At 64.4% G+C, this 15,876-nt stretch carries 18 protein-coding genes; 7 read left to right on the top strand and 11 right to left on the bottom strand.

The window, feature by feature from the left end; translation table 11 throughout:
- Window positions 1-128: 128 nt before the first annotated feature.
- From AB0P23_RS10830 to AB0P23_RS10820, 3 genes are all read right to left on the bottom strand, one after another.
- Window positions 129-1,436 (bottom strand): NAD(P)/FAD-dependent oxidoreductase, encoded by a 1,308-nt coding sequence (locus AB0P23_RS10830; protein ID WP_363797574.1) that lies wholly within the window; start codon window positions 1,434-1,436, stop codon window positions 129-131.
- A 141-nt stretch (window positions 1,437-1,577) separates the two neighbouring features.
- Window positions 1,578-2,225 (bottom strand): DUF305 domain-containing protein, encoded by a 648-nt coding sequence (locus AB0P23_RS10825; protein ID WP_363797572.1) that lies wholly within the window; start codon window positions 2,223-2,225, stop codon window positions 1,578-1,580.
- An 82-nt stretch (window positions 2,226-2,307) separates the two neighbouring features.
- Window positions 2,308-2,703 (bottom strand): DUF6153 family protein, encoded by a 396-nt coding sequence (locus AB0P23_RS10820; protein WP_027495587.1) that lies wholly within the window; start codon window positions 2,701-2,703, stop codon window positions 2,308-2,310.
- 149 nt (window positions 2,704-2,852) lie between these two features.
- On the opposite strand from AB0P23_RS10820, the gene AB0P23_RS10815 reads away from it, so the two are divergent.
- Together AB0P23_RS10815 and AB0P23_RS10810 are read left to right on the top strand one after the other, a co-directional pair.
- Window positions 2,853-3,731: a universal stress protein gene (locus tag AB0P23_RS10815; RefSeq protein ID WP_206497735.1), complete on the top strand. Its 879-nt coding sequence runs from the start codon at window positions 2,853-2,855 to the stop codon at window positions 3,729-3,731.
- Window positions 3,728-6,118, top strand: a complete 2,391-nt coding sequence (locus AB0P23_RS10810) for a phosphoketolase family protein (protein WP_363797570.1) — start codon at window positions 3,728-3,730, stop codon at window positions 6,116-6,118. Before AB0P23_RS10815 ends, AB0P23_RS10810 begins: the two co-directional genes overlap by 4 nt.
- 11 nt (window positions 6,119-6,129) lie before the next feature.
- On the opposite strand, the gene AB0P23_RS10805 is transcribed toward AB0P23_RS10810, so the two are convergent.
- The 4 genes from AB0P23_RS10805 to AB0P23_RS10790 all read right to left on the bottom strand — a co-directional run bounded on the left by AB0P23_RS10805 (window position 6,130) and on the right by AB0P23_RS10790 (window position 10,343).
- Window positions 6,130-7,014, bottom strand: a complete 885-nt coding sequence (locus tag AB0P23_RS10805) for a universal stress protein (protein WP_032374981.1) — start codon at window positions 7,012-7,014, stop codon at window positions 6,130-6,132.
- The gene (locus AB0P23_RS10800; RefSeq protein ID WP_139278416.1) at window positions 7,011-7,853 is read right to left on the bottom strand and encodes a universal stress protein; all 843 of its coding nucleotides are present in this window, start codon (window positions 7,851-7,853) and stop codon (window positions 7,011-7,013) included. Before AB0P23_RS10800 ends, AB0P23_RS10805 begins: the two co-directional genes overlap by 4 nt.
- Window positions 7,854-7,972: 119 nt before the next feature.
- The gene (locus AB0P23_RS10795; protein ID WP_080733394.1) at window positions 7,973-9,679 is read right to left on the bottom strand and encodes a GAF domain-containing protein; all 1,707 of its coding nucleotides are present in this window, start codon (window positions 9,677-9,679) and stop codon (window positions 7,973-7,975) included.
- Window positions 9,672-10,343: a response regulator transcription factor gene (locus AB0P23_RS10790; protein WP_032374979.1), complete on the bottom strand. Its 672-nt coding sequence runs from the start codon at window positions 10,341-10,343 to the stop codon at window positions 9,672-9,674. The genes AB0P23_RS10795 and AB0P23_RS10790 overlap by 8 nt, the downstream gene beginning before the upstream one ends.
- A 195-nt stretch (window positions 10,344-10,538) precedes the next feature.
- Between AB0P23_RS10790 and AB0P23_RS10785 the strand changes: the two genes are divergently transcribed.
- Together AB0P23_RS10785 and AB0P23_RS10780 are read left to right on the top strand one after the other, a co-directional pair.
- The gene (locus tag AB0P23_RS10785) at window positions 10,539-11,450 is read left to right on the top strand and encodes a universal stress protein (protein WP_032374978.1); all 912 of its coding nucleotides are present in this window, start codon (window positions 10,539-10,541) and stop codon (window positions 11,448-11,450) included.
- 87 nt (window positions 11,451-11,537) lie between these two features.
- Window positions 11,538-11,984, top strand: coding sequence for an ATP-binding cassette domain-containing protein (locus AB0P23_RS10780; protein WP_080733408.1), 447 nt, complete (start codon window positions 11,538-11,540; stop codon window positions 11,982-11,984).
- Between the two features lie 91 nt (window positions 11,985-12,075).
- On the opposite strand, the gene adhP is transcribed toward AB0P23_RS10780, so the two are convergent.
- Together adhP and AB0P23_RS10770 are read right to left on the bottom strand one after the other, a co-directional pair.
- Window positions 12,076-13,086 (bottom strand): alcohol dehydrogenase AdhP, encoded by a 1,011-nt coding sequence (adhP, locus tag AB0P23_RS10775; protein ID WP_032374977.1) that lies wholly within the window; start codon window positions 13,084-13,086, stop codon window positions 12,076-12,078.
- Window positions 13,087-13,104: 18 nt separating this feature from the next.
- Complete coding sequence (locus tag AB0P23_RS10770) at window positions 13,105-13,251, bottom strand: hypothetical protein (protein WP_155289616.1); 147 nt, start codon at window positions 13,249-13,251, stop codon at window positions 13,105-13,107.
- A gap of 90 nt (window positions 13,252-13,341) precedes the next feature.
- Here AB0P23_RS10770 and AB0P23_RS10765 point away from each other — a divergent pair, with 90 nt between their 5' ends.
- On the top strand, window positions 13,342-13,794 hold the full coding sequence (locus AB0P23_RS10765; protein WP_094663388.1) for a DUF1003 domain-containing protein: 453 nt from the start codon (window positions 13,342-13,344) through the stop codon (window positions 13,792-13,794).
- Here the strand turns inward: AB0P23_RS10765 and AB0P23_RS10760 are convergent.
- Together AB0P23_RS10760 and AB0P23_RS10755 are read right to left on the bottom strand one after the other, a co-directional pair.
- Entirely contained in the window at window positions 13,769-14,269 is a 501-nt protein-coding gene (locus AB0P23_RS10760; protein WP_363797568.1) for a flavodoxin domain-containing protein, read from the bottom strand. The two genes, AB0P23_RS10765 and AB0P23_RS10760, sit on opposite strands and share 26 nt — an antisense overlap.
- A complete protein-coding gene (locus AB0P23_RS10755) occupies window positions 14,266-14,697 on the bottom strand; it encodes a hypothetical protein (RefSeq protein WP_176457125.1) in 432 nt (143 codons plus the stop codon). Before AB0P23_RS10755 ends, AB0P23_RS10760 begins: the two co-directional genes overlap by 4 nt.
- 301 nt (window positions 14,698-14,998) lie before the next feature.
- Between AB0P23_RS10755 and AB0P23_RS10750 the strand changes: the two genes are divergently transcribed.
- Window positions 14,999-15,535 (top strand): hypothetical protein, encoded by a 537-nt coding sequence (locus tag AB0P23_RS10750; RefSeq protein WP_363797566.1) that lies wholly within the window; start codon window positions 14,999-15,001, stop codon window positions 15,533-15,535.
- A gap of 36 nt (window positions 15,536-15,571) precedes the next feature.
- Window positions 15,572-15,772: a hypothetical protein gene (locus AB0P23_RS10745; protein ID WP_057473546.1), complete on the top strand. Its 201-nt coding sequence runs from the start codon at window positions 15,572-15,574 to the stop codon at window positions 15,770-15,772.
- Window positions 15,773-15,876: the final 104 nt, after the last annotated feature.

Here is a 15,876-nt window from a genome sequence, read left to right as displayed (position 1 = left end):
ACTCACCTGAGGTCGGTGGCCCGGCCGCGGTCCCACTGATTCCGCCGTCCGACACCACACAACGGAAGCCGAATCGAAATCGCAACAGCCCGGATTCCGTACGAGGGTGACAATAGTGGGCGCTCAGGTCAGTTGTACGGCTTGCGCGCCGTTTCCGGGTCGCCGTAGGTGATTGCCCGTTCACGTCGCGTTCCGCTGAGAAGTGTTGCGCCCCAGTTGATCAGCGTTCCAGCTCGGTTGCGTTTACCGGCCAGGAATGCGATGTGGATGACGCCCCACGACACCCAGCCCAGGAATCCCGACATCTTCAGCGGCCCGGCCTGCACCAGTGCGTGTCCGCGGGCGATGTAGGCGGCAGTGCCCAGGTCTCGATACTTGAAATCCGAACGCGCAGAACCGGATACGTCGGCCGCGATTGCTGCGCCCGCTGCGCGTCCACCCTGCATCGCCACTTCGGCGACACCGGCCAGACCGTTCAACGCCATGATGTCGCCGACGACGAACACGTTGCGGTGACCCGGTACGGACAGGTCGGGTTGCACGGCGATCCGTCCGGACCTGTCCTGCTCGACGCCCAGGGCGTCGGCCAGGTGCTTCACGAACGGAACCGCTTCGACGCCTGCGGTCCACAGCACGGTGCGAGTGTCGTGGCGTGTGACGGTCTTCGGTTCGGCCTTGGCCGTCACCTCGACGTCGGTGGCCGTGACGTCGGTGACGTGAACGCCGAGATGCGTTTCGACTCCGACCGTGTCGAGGGTGCGCTGGGCCTTCTTCGTCAGCGAGTCGGGGAACGATTCGAGCACTCGGTCACCGCCGTGGAACAGCAGAACGCGCGCTTCGGACGGGTGGATCGAATCGAATTCCTTCGCCAGCGCCCGGGTGGCGAGTTCCCGTATCTGCCCGGCCAATTCGACTCCGGTGGGCCCTCCCCCGGCGACGGCGAAGGTGAGCCAGGGGCGACGCTCTTCGGGGGTGGGCAGGGACTCGGCCATCTCGAATGCCGAGATCAGTTTTCGTCTGATCGCCAAGGCGTCGTCGAGGGTCTTCATGCCCGGTGCCCTCTGCACGTATTCGTCGTGGCCGTGATACGCCTGCTGCATTCCGACGGCAACCACGAGATAGTCGTACGGCAACTCGAACGTCGACCCGTCGAAGCGGCTCGCCGTCACCACTCCGCCATCGCCCACGGTTGTCACCGAGGTTGCTTCACCGAGAGCCACCTTCACGTTCTTCTGCTTGCGCAACAGGTGCCGCAACGGGCTGGCGATCGAGCCTTCGGAGAGAAGGCCGGTTGCGCACTGATAGAGCAGCGGCTGAAAGACGTGAGAGGTGCCTCGTTCGAGAACGGTGATGTCGACATCCGAACCGTGCAGCCGGCGGGTTGCATACAACCCGCCGAAGCCGCCGCCGAGGACCAGGACCCGTGGACGTGACATCGTCGATACTCTCCCTCGATCCGACCCGCAGAACACAATTCCTCGCGCGTCACAGCGTACTCGAGGGCAACGGCGTGCAGCCGTCCCCCGCCGGGCCGCACCCCGGTCTGGGGTGCGGCCCGGCAACGTACCGACAACGGATCAGCCGAGCATCCGCTGCATCGTGTCGATTTCCTGCTGTTGCGTGGCCACGATCGTGCGAGCCATCTCCTGCGCGTCGGGGTTCGAGCCGTCCGCAATCTCGTTGTTCGCCATCTCGATCGCGCCCTCGTGATGCTCGATCATCATCGTCAGCCACTGACGGTCGAACTCCTGGCCCGACAGACCGGTCAGGGCGTCCATGTCCTGCTGGGACATCATGCCCATACCCGAGCTGTGGTCCATTCCGCTCATCTCACCCATGTCCGACGGGGGTGCGGGCTGACCCCATTCGGCGAGCCAGGCCGTCATCCGGTCCATTTCCGGTTGCTGCGCGGCTTGGATCGCCGACGCCAATGCCACGACGTCCGGATTGTCGGTGCGACCTTGGACCATGTCAGCCATGTCGACGGCCTGCGCGTGGTGCGGGTACATCATCTGCGCGAACATGACGTCGGCAACGTTGAACTCCGCCGATGCCGATGCCGACGCCGAGGCCGAGGCCGATGCCGATGCCGATGCCGAATCCTGAACGGAAGCCGATGAGGTAGTCGACGTCGACGAATCCGACGTGGTGTCGTTGCTGCAGCCGGCGACGAGGAATGCGCTCACGGTGGCAGCAGCCACCGAAGCGACGAGTGTTGTACGCATGTGAAACTCCTTGAACGAGTGTGCAATACAGGGCTCTAGGTATGCCGATCCGCCGGTGGTCGTGCGTCCACCGGGCTCCCTGTCACACTCGCAAGGTCACCGATCTGTCCAACTCCCACAGAGTCCACGGCGGCGCACGCTCCGATATGGAATGGACGCGCCCACCGATCCCGTCCTCCGACATGACCGGGTGGGCGACATCGACGCTCGTCGCCGGGACCGACAGCGCAGCCCACGACACGGTGGTTCCCGCGCACGGATGCATCATCTGATGTCCCGACGGGCAGTCGTGCTCACCGACTGCCACCTGAACCGGGTCCTCGTGGTGGGTCGCCGACGCCATGGCCGCATGCTCGCTTCTTGCCGACGTGGTCGGTGTCACCGAATGCATCAGCAGTACCCCGAGGATCGTCAGCGCGATCAGCAATCCGGTCGCCGAAGCAAAGCCCGGGCGACGGCGTCGGATCACTGAATGCATGTCACCGACGATAGCAAGACATACCCCCAGGGGTAGCAGTGAGGGCATTCCGGCTCGAGCCGAGGGACTTCCGACTCTGTCTGCTCTCCAGCGAAGGGGCCATGCTCGAGGTGTACCTGAACACGACAGTCAACGAACGGGAATACAACATGAATGCATCGAGTCGGGTCGTCGTCGGAGTCGACGGATCTGCCACATCGCTCGACGCGGTCCGTTGGGCAACGCGTGAGGCGATACGACGCCACGCCCCGCTCGAGTTGGTCACGTCGTCACTGTTCGCACCGGGAACCTACGGCGATGCCATCAGCCTCCGGATCGGCGCGTTCGCAGATCCGGACGTCGAGGCCAAGCGGGTCCTGACCGCTGCGGTCGACGTTGCGCACAAGACCGCGGCAGGCAATTCGCTGATTCTCGACACTCGTCTCGAACATGGCTCGGCTGCACGCAATCTGACGCACTTCGACGTCGCGCCTGCCTTGATCGTCGTCGGTTCGAGAGGCCTCGGTGAGTTCACCGGCGGATTGGTCGGGTCGGTCAGTACCGCCGTCGTGTCACACGCCAAGTGCCCTGTTGCAGTGATCAAGTCGAACACGGTCAGCGACGGGCCGGTGGTCGTGGGTGTGGATTGCACGTCCAACAGCCAGCCGGCCATCGGATTCGCGTTGCGCGAGGCGTCGATGCGAGGTGTCGACCTCGTTGCCGTACACGCGTGGAGCGACCTCGAGCTCGGGAGCGTGCTGACCCGCGACGAAGAAGGTCCGTGGGCCGATTCCGAACTGGCAGAGAAGACTTCGCTGGCGGAGAGCCTGGCCGGGTGGTCGGAGGACTACCCCGACGTCACCATCCGCCGGGTGGTGGTTCAGGACAGACCCGTTCGCGAACTGGTCCGCGCCTCCGAGAGCGCGCAGCTGATCGTGGTCGGCAGCCGCGGCCGGGGCGGCTTCGCCTCGATGCTGCTCGGATCGACCTCCCGCGCACTGCTGCATTCGGTCGATGTCCCCGTCGTTGTCGTACCCACGAACCGATGACCGCGTCCACCACCGAGACCACCTACAGCTCCGATGAACTCGACGCCGATCTGCGCTACTGGGCTGCCGCGAACTACCTGACGGTTGCCCAGATCTACCTGCAGGACAACGTATTGCTACGGCAACCACTGACGGTGGAACACATCAAGCCCCGACTGCTCGGGCACTGGGGCACCAGCCCCGGTCTGTCGATGATCTACACGCTGCTCAATCGCCTCATCTGCCGAACCGGTTCGGATTGGCTGTATGTCACCGGTCCCGGTCACGGTGGCCCGGCGTTGGTCGCGAACACCTATCTCGAAGGCACGTACAGCGAGATCTATCCCGACATCTCGCTCGACAGCGACGGTGTGCGTCGTCTGTGTCGCCAATTCTCCACTCCCGGTGGCATTCCGAGCCATGTGAGCGTGCAGACCCCCGGCAGTATCCACGAGGGTGGCGAGCTGGGGTATGCCCTGATCCACGCAGCGGGCGCGGCGTTCGACAACCCCGATCTGGTGGTCGCCTGTGTCGTCGGCGACGGGGAGGCCGAAACCGGTCCGCTGTCGGGTTCATGGAAGATCCCGGCGTTCCTGAACCCGGTTCGTGACGGCGCAGTGCTGCCCATTCTGCATCTCAACGACGCCAAGATCTCCGGCCCGACAGTGCTCGGGCGCAGCACCGATCAAGCGATTGCCGACTACCTCGGCGGTCAGGGTTGGGCACCGATCTTCGTCGAGGGCGACGATCCGCGAGAGGTGTTCCCGGCCTTGCAGTTCGCTCTCACCCGCGCCCACGACGATATTCGGAGAATCCAGCGTGCGGCCCGCGGCGGCGAGTCGCACCACGGAAGTGCATGGCCTGCAATCGTCTTGCGTACCCCGAAGGGCTGGACCGGGCCACACGAGGTCGACGGCAAGCTGATCGAGGGAACGCACTGGGCCCACCAGGTCCCGCTGTCCGGCGTCCGCGAGAACCCGTCGCATCTGGCGCAGCTCGAGCAGTGGTTGCTCTCCTACGATCCCGGATCACTCTTCGACGACAACGGCGTACCCGCGGCGCACATCAGTGAACTCACTCCGACGGGCGACAAGAGGCTCGGGGCCACTCCCCACGCCAACGGCGGTGTGCTGTTGCAGCCCTTGGTCATTCGCGAGCTCGAGAACTACGCTCTTACGATCGACTCCCCGGGACGCGTCTCACACGAGACGACCACCGTACTCGGGGAGATGATGCGGGATATCTACCTCGACAACGCACGACCCGACGGCGGTGGCACTTTCCGCCTGTTCTGCCCCGACGAGACCGCCAGCAACCGTCTGCAGGCCGTGTTCGAGGCCACCGACCGATGCTGGCAGCTGCCGACCACCGAGTTCGACGACAATCTGGCCGCCGACGGTCGCGTCATGGAGGTGCTCAGCGAGCATCTGTGTGAGGGCTGGCTCGAGGCGTACCTGTTGTCGGGCCGACACGGATTGTTCGCGAGCTACGAGGCTTTCGCGATGGTGAGCGTGTCGATGCTGATCCAGCACACCAAGTGGCTGCAGCATGCGGCCACTCTGGCCTGGCGAGCACCCGTCGCCTCGTTGAACGTGCTGCTCACCAGCACGTGCTGGCGCAACGACCACAACGGGTTCAGTCATCAGGGGCCCGGACTGATCGACGCGGTGATTCCTCTGGCACCGGATGTGGTGCGCGTGTGGCTGCCACCGGACTCCAATACTCTTCTCGCCGTTGCCGACCACTGCTTTCGGAGCCGCGGACACGTCAACGTGCTGGTGGTCGACAAACAGAGCCATCCCCAGTATCTGACGCTCACTGAGGCTCGCGCACACGCAGCAGCCGGTGCCTCGCGGTGGGACTGGGCCGGTACCGAGAACACCGCTACTCCGCGCGATCCTGAGATCGTGCTGGCCTGCGCCGGCGACGTTCCGACCGAGGAGACTCTCGCTGCAGCGGACCTGTTGCGTAACTGGACTCCCGAGTTGCAGGTGCGCGTGGTCAACGTCATCGACCTGATGGCGCTACTACCCGTCGCCGATCATCCACACGGGTTCTCGGAGGATCAGTTCGCCGATCTGTTCACCGACTCGGTCGATGTCGTCTTCGCTTTCCACGGCTACCCCCGGGCGGTGCACCAGCTGCTGCACGGCCGTCCGAACGCGCAGAGATTCCACGTCCGCGGCTTCATCGAACAAGGCACCACGACAACACCGTTCGACATGGTGGTGCTCAACAAGATCAGTCGCTACCACCTGGCGATCGAAGCACTCGACCGAGCACACACGGTGCCGGCCGGTGCCGTGGAACTGCGGCAGCACTGCCGGGACCAACTGACCCGGCACGACGCCTACATCCGGAAACACTTCGAGGATCTACCCGAGATTCGCGAATGGCGGTGGTCGTGACGGATCGGTTGCTATCCGCGAGCGATGATCAGCGGACAGTCGACGCGGTGGGCCAGTGACCGAACGGTGGATCCGAGCAGTTGGCCACTGAAACCGGTGCGTCCGCTCGAACCGACCACCACGGCCTCTGCGCGCACCGCCGCGCCCAGGATGCGTTCGACGACGTCGCCGCGCAGCACTGTCTGCTTCACCACCACGTCGGGATACAGCTCGCTCCACCCGGACAGGTTCTCGGCCAACACGGTTCGGCCGGTGGACACAATTGCCTCGGACTTGTCCGACGTCGACGCGTCGGGTGACGAGACGAGTCGGTCCGTCGACACGTGGACTGCAACAAGGCCAGTGCCCCGAAGCGAGGCCTCCTCGAAGGCCAGCCGGACGGCCTCCTGGTTGTGCGCCGAGGCGTCGACTCCGAGGACGACCGGTCCCCGTGCCGAATGTAATTCCACGCTGCGCGGCACGATGACTACCGGACAGCGCGCCTGCACAGCCACCGCCGTGCTCACAGAGCCGAGCAGCTCGGCGAAGTACTCGCCGTTGCCGCGTGAGCCGACCACCATCATCGACGCGGTGGCGGACTCGTCGATCAGCGCCTGAACAGTCGGTCCGACAATCGGTTCGATCATGATCGTCAGCGCGTCGGGTTTCTCGACCGACCGCCGCGCGACGAGGGATGCCGACGTCAGAATCGAATCAGCACGTGCATTCTCCTCGGAGCCGAGGTGCGACGGGAGTGCGACGAAACTGGTGTAGAGGGCCCTGATTTGGTACGCAGACACCAGCTTCAACGGTGCTCCGCGTAATTCGGCTTCGCGTGCGGCCCAGCCGACCGCGTCGAGTGACGAACCGGATCCGTCGACGCCGACGACGATCGCCTTCGAGTTCACGGTACTCATGCGTGCGGCACAACGAGGACGGGGCATTCGGCGTGCCGCAAGACTTTCGTCAACGTGCTTCCCGGCACGCGATCGCGCTCGTGCCCCACCACCAGCAGCTGTGCAGTGTCGGACACCGCGATCAGTTCCGAACCCGCATCGGCCTCGGCGTAGACCGACGCGACCCGCACCGAAGGATAATCGGCGCTGAAGGGTTCCAACCGGACGTCCATTGCCGACTCGGGGTGCAGATGGTCGACCGGACCGCCGATGGCGCTGGCCAGAATGGTCGAGACAGTCTGGGTGTGCACGGCCAACACGCTGGCCCCGCGCATCGACGCTTCGTGGAATGCCTGCGCCACAACGAGGTCCGATGCCGAAACCTTCGCGTCTCCCAGAGCGGCGACGACCGCGCCGTCGCGCTCGGAATCGAAGGTGTGCACGATCGCCACGGGGTTCGGTGAGCATTCGACCACCGTGCGCACCATGGATCCGAGAACCCGTGCAGCGATCGAATTCTCGGTCTTGGCACCCAATACGATCAGGCACGCAGACGCTGCTTCGGACAGCATCACCGTTTCCGGGACACCCTGTAGAACAACAGCTTCCACGATGACGGTCGGGTCGCTCGCCCTCGCTATGATCGCGGCCTGGTCCAAGACGGTTCGCGCATAGTCACCGTCCACGTCGGGTGCTCCGTATACCGTTTCACGCTGAATCTGGGGTTCGATCACATGTACCAGTCGCAGTGATGTTCCTCGGCCTCGCGCCTCACGCACTGCGAAGCGCACTGCATCGAGCGCGGCCGTCGATCCGTCGATTCCGACCAGAACGGGTCCGGTGGTGTGTGAGATGTTCATCGGGTTCCTCTCGGTGGTGCGACGCAGGATCAGCACCGTCACCGAAAACGCTACGAGCTCATCGCCACTCGCGGTAACGGCCGGAGGTCATCGAAAGAGGTGACCAACGACTGGAGCCGTCAGGGCAGTGGTACCGCCCACGTAACATCGGTGCCGCTGCCGGAGGCACCGGGGCAAACGGTCATGGTCCCGCCGCACTCGGCCGCACGGGCCCCCAGGTTGGACAACCCACTGGTGGTGGTGTTGTCGGGCATACCGACCCCGTTGTCGGACACCACGATTTCGAGCTCGTTCCCCACCGACAGAGTAACGGTCACAGTGTCGCCCTGGGCGTGATGAACGACGTTGCTGACAGTCTCGCGGACAACGGCAACGGCATGATCGGCGAGTTTGGTGTCGACGACCGACAGTGGTCCGAACATCCGCACGACGGCACGGATATCGACGTTCTCGGTGAGTTCGAGTACCGCGCTGTTGATACGTTGCCGCAACCGTGTTGCGGAGTGGGATGTGCTCTGCAGGTCGAAAATGGTCGTCCTGATGTCCTGCACCGTGTCCTGCAGGTCGTCGATCGTTCTGGACAGACGCTGCCGTAGGTCCGGGGACTCGGTGCGCTGCAGGGTGCTCTGCAGCGCCAATCCTGCAGCGAAGATCCTCTGAATCACGTGATCGTGCAGGTCACGGGCAATACGATCCCGGTCGGACAACACGTCGAGTTGATGCATCCGCCGACTGGCGTCCGCGATCTGCATCACCAGCGCGGCCTGGTTGGCGAAGTTCGAGACCAGTTCGAGTTGGGTCTCGTCGAACGGTCCCCGCCCCGCGGCGCGCAGAACCACCAGGACTCCACTGACGCCCTCTGCCACGCGGAAGGGTGAAATCATTGCGGGTCCGAAAGCAGAGCCCAGTTCCTTGACCCCGTAGTCGAGTCGCTCCTTCCGCAACGCTGTTCGACGCCGAAAGGCTACTCCCGAGCTCGAGCCCTCGATCGGAACGACTGCCCCGATCATTCGATCGGCCCCGAGCCCGTCGCTGACCGTGACGACGAGTTGCGTGACATCCCCGAAGGCTTGGTCTGTGTCCTCGGGTACCGCGATGAACGCCGCATCGGACCCGGTCAGGTGCAACGACTTACGCGCCACCATCTGCAGTACTTCGTCGATGTCCGTCCCGGAAAGGAGCTCGGTGCCGATGTCCCGCGTTGCCTCCATCCACGCCTGACGCACCCGCGAGTCCTCGTACAGTCTCGAGTTGTCGATGGCGATGCCGGCGGCGGACGCCAACGCCTTGGTGACGACTTCGTCGTCCTCGGTGAACTGCTTGCCGCCCTTCTTCTCGGTGAGATAGAGATTGCCGAAGATCTCGTCGCGAACCCGAATCGGCACTCCGAGAAAGGTTTTCATCGGAGGATGGTTGCGCGGGAACCCCACCGATTCCGGGTGCGATGTCAGATCGTCCAGACGTAGCACTTTCGGTTGGTCGATCAATAGTCCGAGTACCCCGCGTCCGGTGGGGAGCGGGCCGATGGCCACCCGGGTGTCCTCGTCCATGCCGTAGTTGATGAACGCACTCAATCCGTGGCCTTCTCCGCGCACGCCGAGCGCACCGTACTGGGCGTCGACGAGCTTGACGGCCGATTCCACGATCGAACGCAGCGTCACCTCCAAATCGAGTCCCGAGGTGATGACGAGCATCGCGTCGAGCAGACCGTCGGCTTGAATCCTCGCATCGGCGATGCGACCGATACGATCCTGCACCTCGGCAAGCAGCTCTCCGAGCCGGAGTTGCGGTAGCGAAGACCGGGTTTCCCCGTGCTGGTCATCCATCCCGGGACCCCGGTTTCCGGTGGGCAGGCGGATCGCCGTCGGCGAGCTTCGACGCATACACCGCAGCTTGGGTGCGGCGTTCCATCCCGAGCTTGGCGAGCAGCCGAGACACGTAGTTCTTCACCGTCTTCTCCGCCAGGAACATCCTGGCCGCGATCTGTCGGTTGGTCAGGCCCTCTCCCAGCAGATCCAGCAGGGTGCGCTCCTGGGGCGTGAGGTGATCGATAGGGCCCGATGACGCCGTCCCGGCTCGCAATTTGTCCATCAACGCCGCGGCTGCACGGTTGTCGAGCAGCGACCGGCCGGAACCGACGTCCTTGATCGCTCGGGTCAGTTCCATGCCGGTGATGTCCTTGACGACATAGCCGCTCGCGCCCGCGAGTATCGCGTCGAGCATGGCCTGGTCCTCGGTGAACGAGGTCAGCATCATGGTCTTGAGGTTCGGCAGTCGATCGAGAAGCTCACGGCACAGTTCGATGCCGTTGCCGTCGGGTAGCCGCACGTCGAGCACCGCGACGTCGGGCTGCAGGGCCGGAATTCGGGCCAGCGCCTGCGCAAAACTACCTGCCTCGCCGATGACCTCGAGATCGGGATCGGAGTCGATGAGGTCGATCAGACCGCGCCGCACGATTTCGTGATCGTCCACCAAGAACACCGTGACCACGTCGACACCCCTCTACCTGCGTCCATGTCGAACGCCTCGACTTCTGAGCCTACGGGGGACGGGCGGCGGTGGTCCGACCTTTCGTCACCGAAACAGAGGACCAAAGTCCTCGGTCCAGGTGTTGTTGTCCTGCCGCGCCCGAGGCTGTGCGCGGCGTCTGATGGATGTTCGACACCACGACCGAGGAGGAAATCGATGGGTCCACTTCCGACCATCGTCGGGGTCGACGGTTCGGCGGCGGCTCTGGACGCGGTGCGCTGGGCCGCTCTCGACGCACGATTGCACCTGTCCGATCTGCTTGTCGTCTCGGCGACGTCGCTGCCCAAGGTCTTGACCGGGTTGGGCGTCCTCCCCGATACCGTGGTGCACCAGGCCAGATCGGAAACCGACCGAATTCTCAGCGAGGCCCGGGAGACTGCGTCTCGTGGGACGGCGACAGTCACCGTCGATACCGTCTCGTCCGAAGCCTCTGCGGTGTCCACATTGCTCGAACTGTCCGAGACGGCCCGCATGGTGGTCATTGCCACGCGGGGGCTCGGTGGCACCGAGCAGCGGTCACTCGGCTCGATCGGATTCGCCGTCACCACTCATGCTCGCTGCCCGGTCACCGTGGTGCGTGGCTGGACCGACGGCAGTATCGACCACGCGATCCAACCGGTGGTCGTGGGCGTGGACGGCACCAAGGCGAGCGCTGCCGCAATGACGTCGGCGTTCGAGGAGGCGGATGTTCGATCGGCACCACTGACTGCGGTGCACTCCTGGTCGGACACGGATCTGTCGATCGGCTTCCCGATTCGAGGAATGGAGTGGCCGGACAACCGACGCGCGGCTGCAGATCACTTGGCGCGGCTGCTCGAACCGCACACTCGACTCCATCCGACGGTGTCGGTGCGGTCCGTGGTGGTCAAGGACAAACCGGTGCAGGCACTTCTCGATCACGCCCAAGGTGCTCAGCTGGTGGTGATCGGTAGTCACGGACGCGGCGGCTACGCGGAGATGATGCTCGGCTCGACCAGCCGGTCGGTGCTGACGCGAGCGCACTGCCCGGTCACCGTCGTGCCGTCGCCCGGTCGCCTCGCCGCTGTTACCCACCGGCCCATCATGTGACTGTCCCCGACCGGACAATGCCGTTCGTCGACCTACGAGGGTCCTAATGCCCTACGACGGCCGGGCCGAGCCGAGCACGCTGTGTTCATGAGCCGACCGGACACCGCCGCCTACGCCATCGAAGTACGCGCACTGAGCAAGAGCTACGGCGGGAAGCTCGTCATCGACGACCTGTCGTTCGTCGTCGAACCCGGCACCGTCACAGGCTTTCTCGGCCCCAACGGATCGGGTAAGTCCACCACGATGCGATTGATCGTCGGATTGGATCGCCCCAGCGCGGGCACCGCACTGATCGGGGGCGTCGAGTACGCGCAGCTGCACCGCCCACTACTCACGGTCGGCACCTTGCTGGATTCCGAGGCCGTCCACCCGGGCCGGACCGCATACGACCACTTGTTGTATCTGGCTCAAACTCAACGTATCCCGGTCACACGCATCATCGACGTACTGAAGCTGGTCGGTCTACGCGACGTCAGTGGCGGCGCGCATTCTGCACCTGAATCGCTGCATTCATCACTGCTCGATTCCTTGTGAGCACACGCGCTGGTCCAGCGCGTGTCTGCCCTCGAGCAACCCTACGGCGAATCGAGCCCATGGGGAACACTCGTCGAGATCGGAGAGCCCCTCAGAACTCGAAAACCTGACGAGCGGTGACGCGTCCGGCCATCAGGTCGTCGAAGCAGTCGTTGACCTCGTCGAGTTTGCGCGACACCGCCGATACCGTCGTTCGTCCGGCCTCGTGCAGTGCGAAGACTTCACGCAGATCTGTCCTGGTGCCGACGATCGAGCCGAGTACCGAGATTCCGCCGACCACCGTCTCGAAGATCGGGATCGGGAACACGCCGTGCGCCGGCATCGACACGCACACCAGACGTCCACCGCGGCGTAGCGACCGGAAGGCCTGATCGAACACACTCGGGATGACGGCCAGGACGATCGCGACATCGGCTCCACCGAGCGCCTGAATTGCCTCCACCGGATCGGTCGTCGCCGAGTTGACGGTGTGGTCTGCGCCGAGTTCTTGTGCGAGGTCGAGTTTTTCGTCCTCGATATCGACCGCGGTGACGAAGCCGCCGGCGATCTTGGCGTACTGCACCGCCATATGACCGAGCCCGCCGACACCGAAGATGGCCACGCGCTGCGCCGGGGTGACGCCACCGACCTTGACAGCCTTGTACGTGGTCACGCCGGCACAGGTCAGTGGGGCAGCGTCGAACGAGGAGATCCCGTCGGGAACATGGACGACATACTTCGCATGGGCGACAGCGTATTCGGCGTACGCACCGTCGATCGAGTAGCCGCTGTTCTGTTGCGTGTCGCACAGCGTCTCCCAACCCGAGACACAGTGATCGCATTCGCCACATGCCGAACCGAGCCACGCGATGGCGACTCGCTCACCGATTCTGTCCTTCGACACCTGCGACCCGACCGCCTCGATCACTCCGATGCCCTCGTGCCCGGGGACGAAGGGCAAGGTCGGCTTGGCCGGCCAATCCCCCTGCGCAGCATGGATATCGGTGTGACACACACCGCACGTCTCTATCTTCACCAGCACCTGTTCGGGCGCGGGCTGCGGTATCGGGATGTCCTTGACTATTAGGGGCCCGCCGAACTCGGTGACAACAGCTGCTTTCATCGTGAACTTCCTCCAACATCAGAAACCGGTGCCGTTCTCGACCGTCGAGCAATGCACACCGTCGATGATCGGCGCTGCGGCGGTCGGCGCGTAGGGCCGGAAGTCATCGACCGGTCGGGACGTCTCCCGAGGTGCGCGTGGGGAGGCAAAAGGCACAGCAGTCATGGACTTTCGTCCCTGGTGACTCTGGCGATCAGGGGCCACACTAGGCACCATGGACACTTCTGCACCCTCCGATTCGAAGACTTGCGAACGATGAACCTGTGGAGAAGACATCCGGGCGTCCGAACCGGTGATGCACTGACCACGGGTGAGCGTGCGGCGGATTACGTCCGAAACGGAATGGGCTCCTGGCCGTTCGTCTTCCTGTTCCTGGGCGTGATGGCGCTGTGGGCCGCGTACAACCAGAACGACGGGTTCGATCCGTACCCTTTCATCCTGCTCAACCTGTTCCTGTCGATGATGGCAGGACTGCAGGGTGCCATTCTGCTGATCTCGGCCAAGCGCGCGGACTCGGTGAGCAGTGAGGTTGCCGTACATACACTTTCGAATACCGCACTGCTGCAGGACATGATCGAAGCGAATACCGTCTTGACCGAATCGGTGGCACAGTTGGCGGCAGAGATTCACGAGCACGTCTGCCCGTCCGCTCGGCGTGTCGGTGCAGGCACGTTCACGAAGGTTACGAGCCCGGTGTCCCAGCCCTGAGACAGGCAAGGATCTCTCGGGCCCAGTTGCACACACGAACCCAGTCTCGGAAGTCTCCGGCAACCGCGCCGGAGTTGTCGAAGATCTGACGTTCGCCCACCGAGAGCCGTTCCGCGTCGAGCCGACCGGGAAATGTTCGATGCGAGGACGCATCCAACATCGATACCGCGCGTGCGGCGTCGGCGGTGTCGTTGACCGGTCGGTCGCTCGAATGCAATGGCCCGCAGGAGAACAGCCACACGGGTGGGTGCGCAGACCCGGAGACCCGCTCGACGAGCCGCTTGGCGGTGGGGACCCACCGATCGGAATAGACAGCACTTCCGATGACCAGGGCGTCGTAGCCACTGATGTCGACGACGGAATCCGGAGCGCAGACATCGACCTCGGCTCCCCCGTGCCGGAACACGCGGGCCATCTCCTGCCCGAGCGAGTTCGTCGCTCCGTGCCGTCCGGCGGTCGAGACCAGGATTCTCATGCGGTGCGACTTGCGAGGCGGTTCGTGTACGCCGTGATCCGCCACCCTCGGAGGGCTACGAGAACTCCCAGTACGCCGAACATGCCCTGCAGCCAACTCGTTTCGCCGATCACAAGCGGTTGGACCACTATCCAGGCAGCGAGCAGTACGCCCGCCGTGTGGGCGATGGGGCCGGTCTTGCCGCCACCCGCCAGAGCCGATGCCGCCGCCAGTCCCATCGGCACTCCGACGACCAGAACCAACGCGAGGCCGGCGAGCGCCGTATTCGACAGCGGCAGGCGTGCGTGCGCCTCGGTGCCCAGATCGATGGCACCCGAGGCCAACCCGATCGCGCCACCGAAGGCGTTGATGGAAATTCCGGCGCACACTGCGCCCAGCCACGGCCATCGTCGGTCCCTCGTGGTGAGTGCTCGCGTTGTCGACATCATGAGCTCAGCGTGGCTGCCGAACAATCCGCGAGCTAGGGCACAAGGTCCGCCGCCACGAGGACTTCTCTCCACTTCGCGATGAAACCACGCCCGAACATCACGCGCTTGCGCGCTACCCACGTTCGCATTCACGGTCCACCGCCCTCGCCGTATCGGGACCTTGTGCCCTTACTTACGAGTGCACGGCGTCGGAGACTCGTAATCGACGCCGAACACACGGCGGTGAGGGGTAGGTGACCGCATGCTCGCAGAACTCGCGCACCGGTGGTGGCGCCGAACTCCTTGGTGTTCCAATCCGCTGATGCGACTGCCCGACAGGATCGAACGAACGGCGTACGTCGTCGGTGTCGCGGTCCTTCTGTTGCTGATACCCGTCGCCGCGACGATCGGTTCGGTGACCTACAGCGACCTGTCGACGCGGTCGCGTCAGCAACGGGCACAATACGTTCAGGTCGACGCCCGAGTGATCGACACCGTGCAGTCCACGAGTACCGGCAGCGACAGCACCACGCTCGCCACCGGTGTCGCAACGGTGCAATGGAGTGCACCGGACGGGTCGATTCGCTCGGAATCGACCGAGGTTCCCTCGGACGTCCACATCGGTGAGACCACTCCGATTTGGTGCGACGCGAACGGAACCCTCGCGCGTGCGCCCGTCAGCGAAGTCGGTGCCGTCGTCAACGGGGCCTCCACAGCCGTGTTCGTGTGGGTTCTCGGCGCGGTCTTGGTCGGATTCCTGGTCTATCTCACCACCGTGGCCGGTGATCGAGTTCGCATGCGGCGTTGGGACAGCGACTGGAAAGACTTCCTGCAGGCGCGAAACCACCCCTCGCGGTAGAGCCGTCGAGCATCCACCGTTCGAGGAGACAATGACATGAGCGATCTCGACACCGAATATCGGTCCGCCCGCATCGACTACGAGCGCAAACTCATGCGCAGCCCTCTGGCGGCGCAGCTGCGTGTTGTCGAGCAGCTGACGAGACTGATGATGGCCGAGCAAGGCGTGCTGCACCCTCGTGATCTCGTTGCGTCGGCGCTGCCGCCGAACATGCACCCGACGCTGAACTCTGCCTGACGTCGGCGGGGTCGTACAGGTACCGATTCGCGATCCTCGACTGCGGGTCGGCCTCCGGGTGGGCGCTGCGCGGGCTGTGGCCGTCGGGCTGCTGGCTACCGCAC

This window comes from Rhodococcus sp. NPDC077669 (assembly GCF_040686915.1).
GTDB classification, from domain to species: domain Bacteria; phylum Actinomycetota; class Actinomycetes; order Mycobacteriales; family Mycobacteriaceae; genus Rhodococcoides; species Rhodococcoides fascians.
Note: the sequence above shows the minus strand (reverse complement) of the source record. Positions and strands in the feature narration are given on the sequence as shown.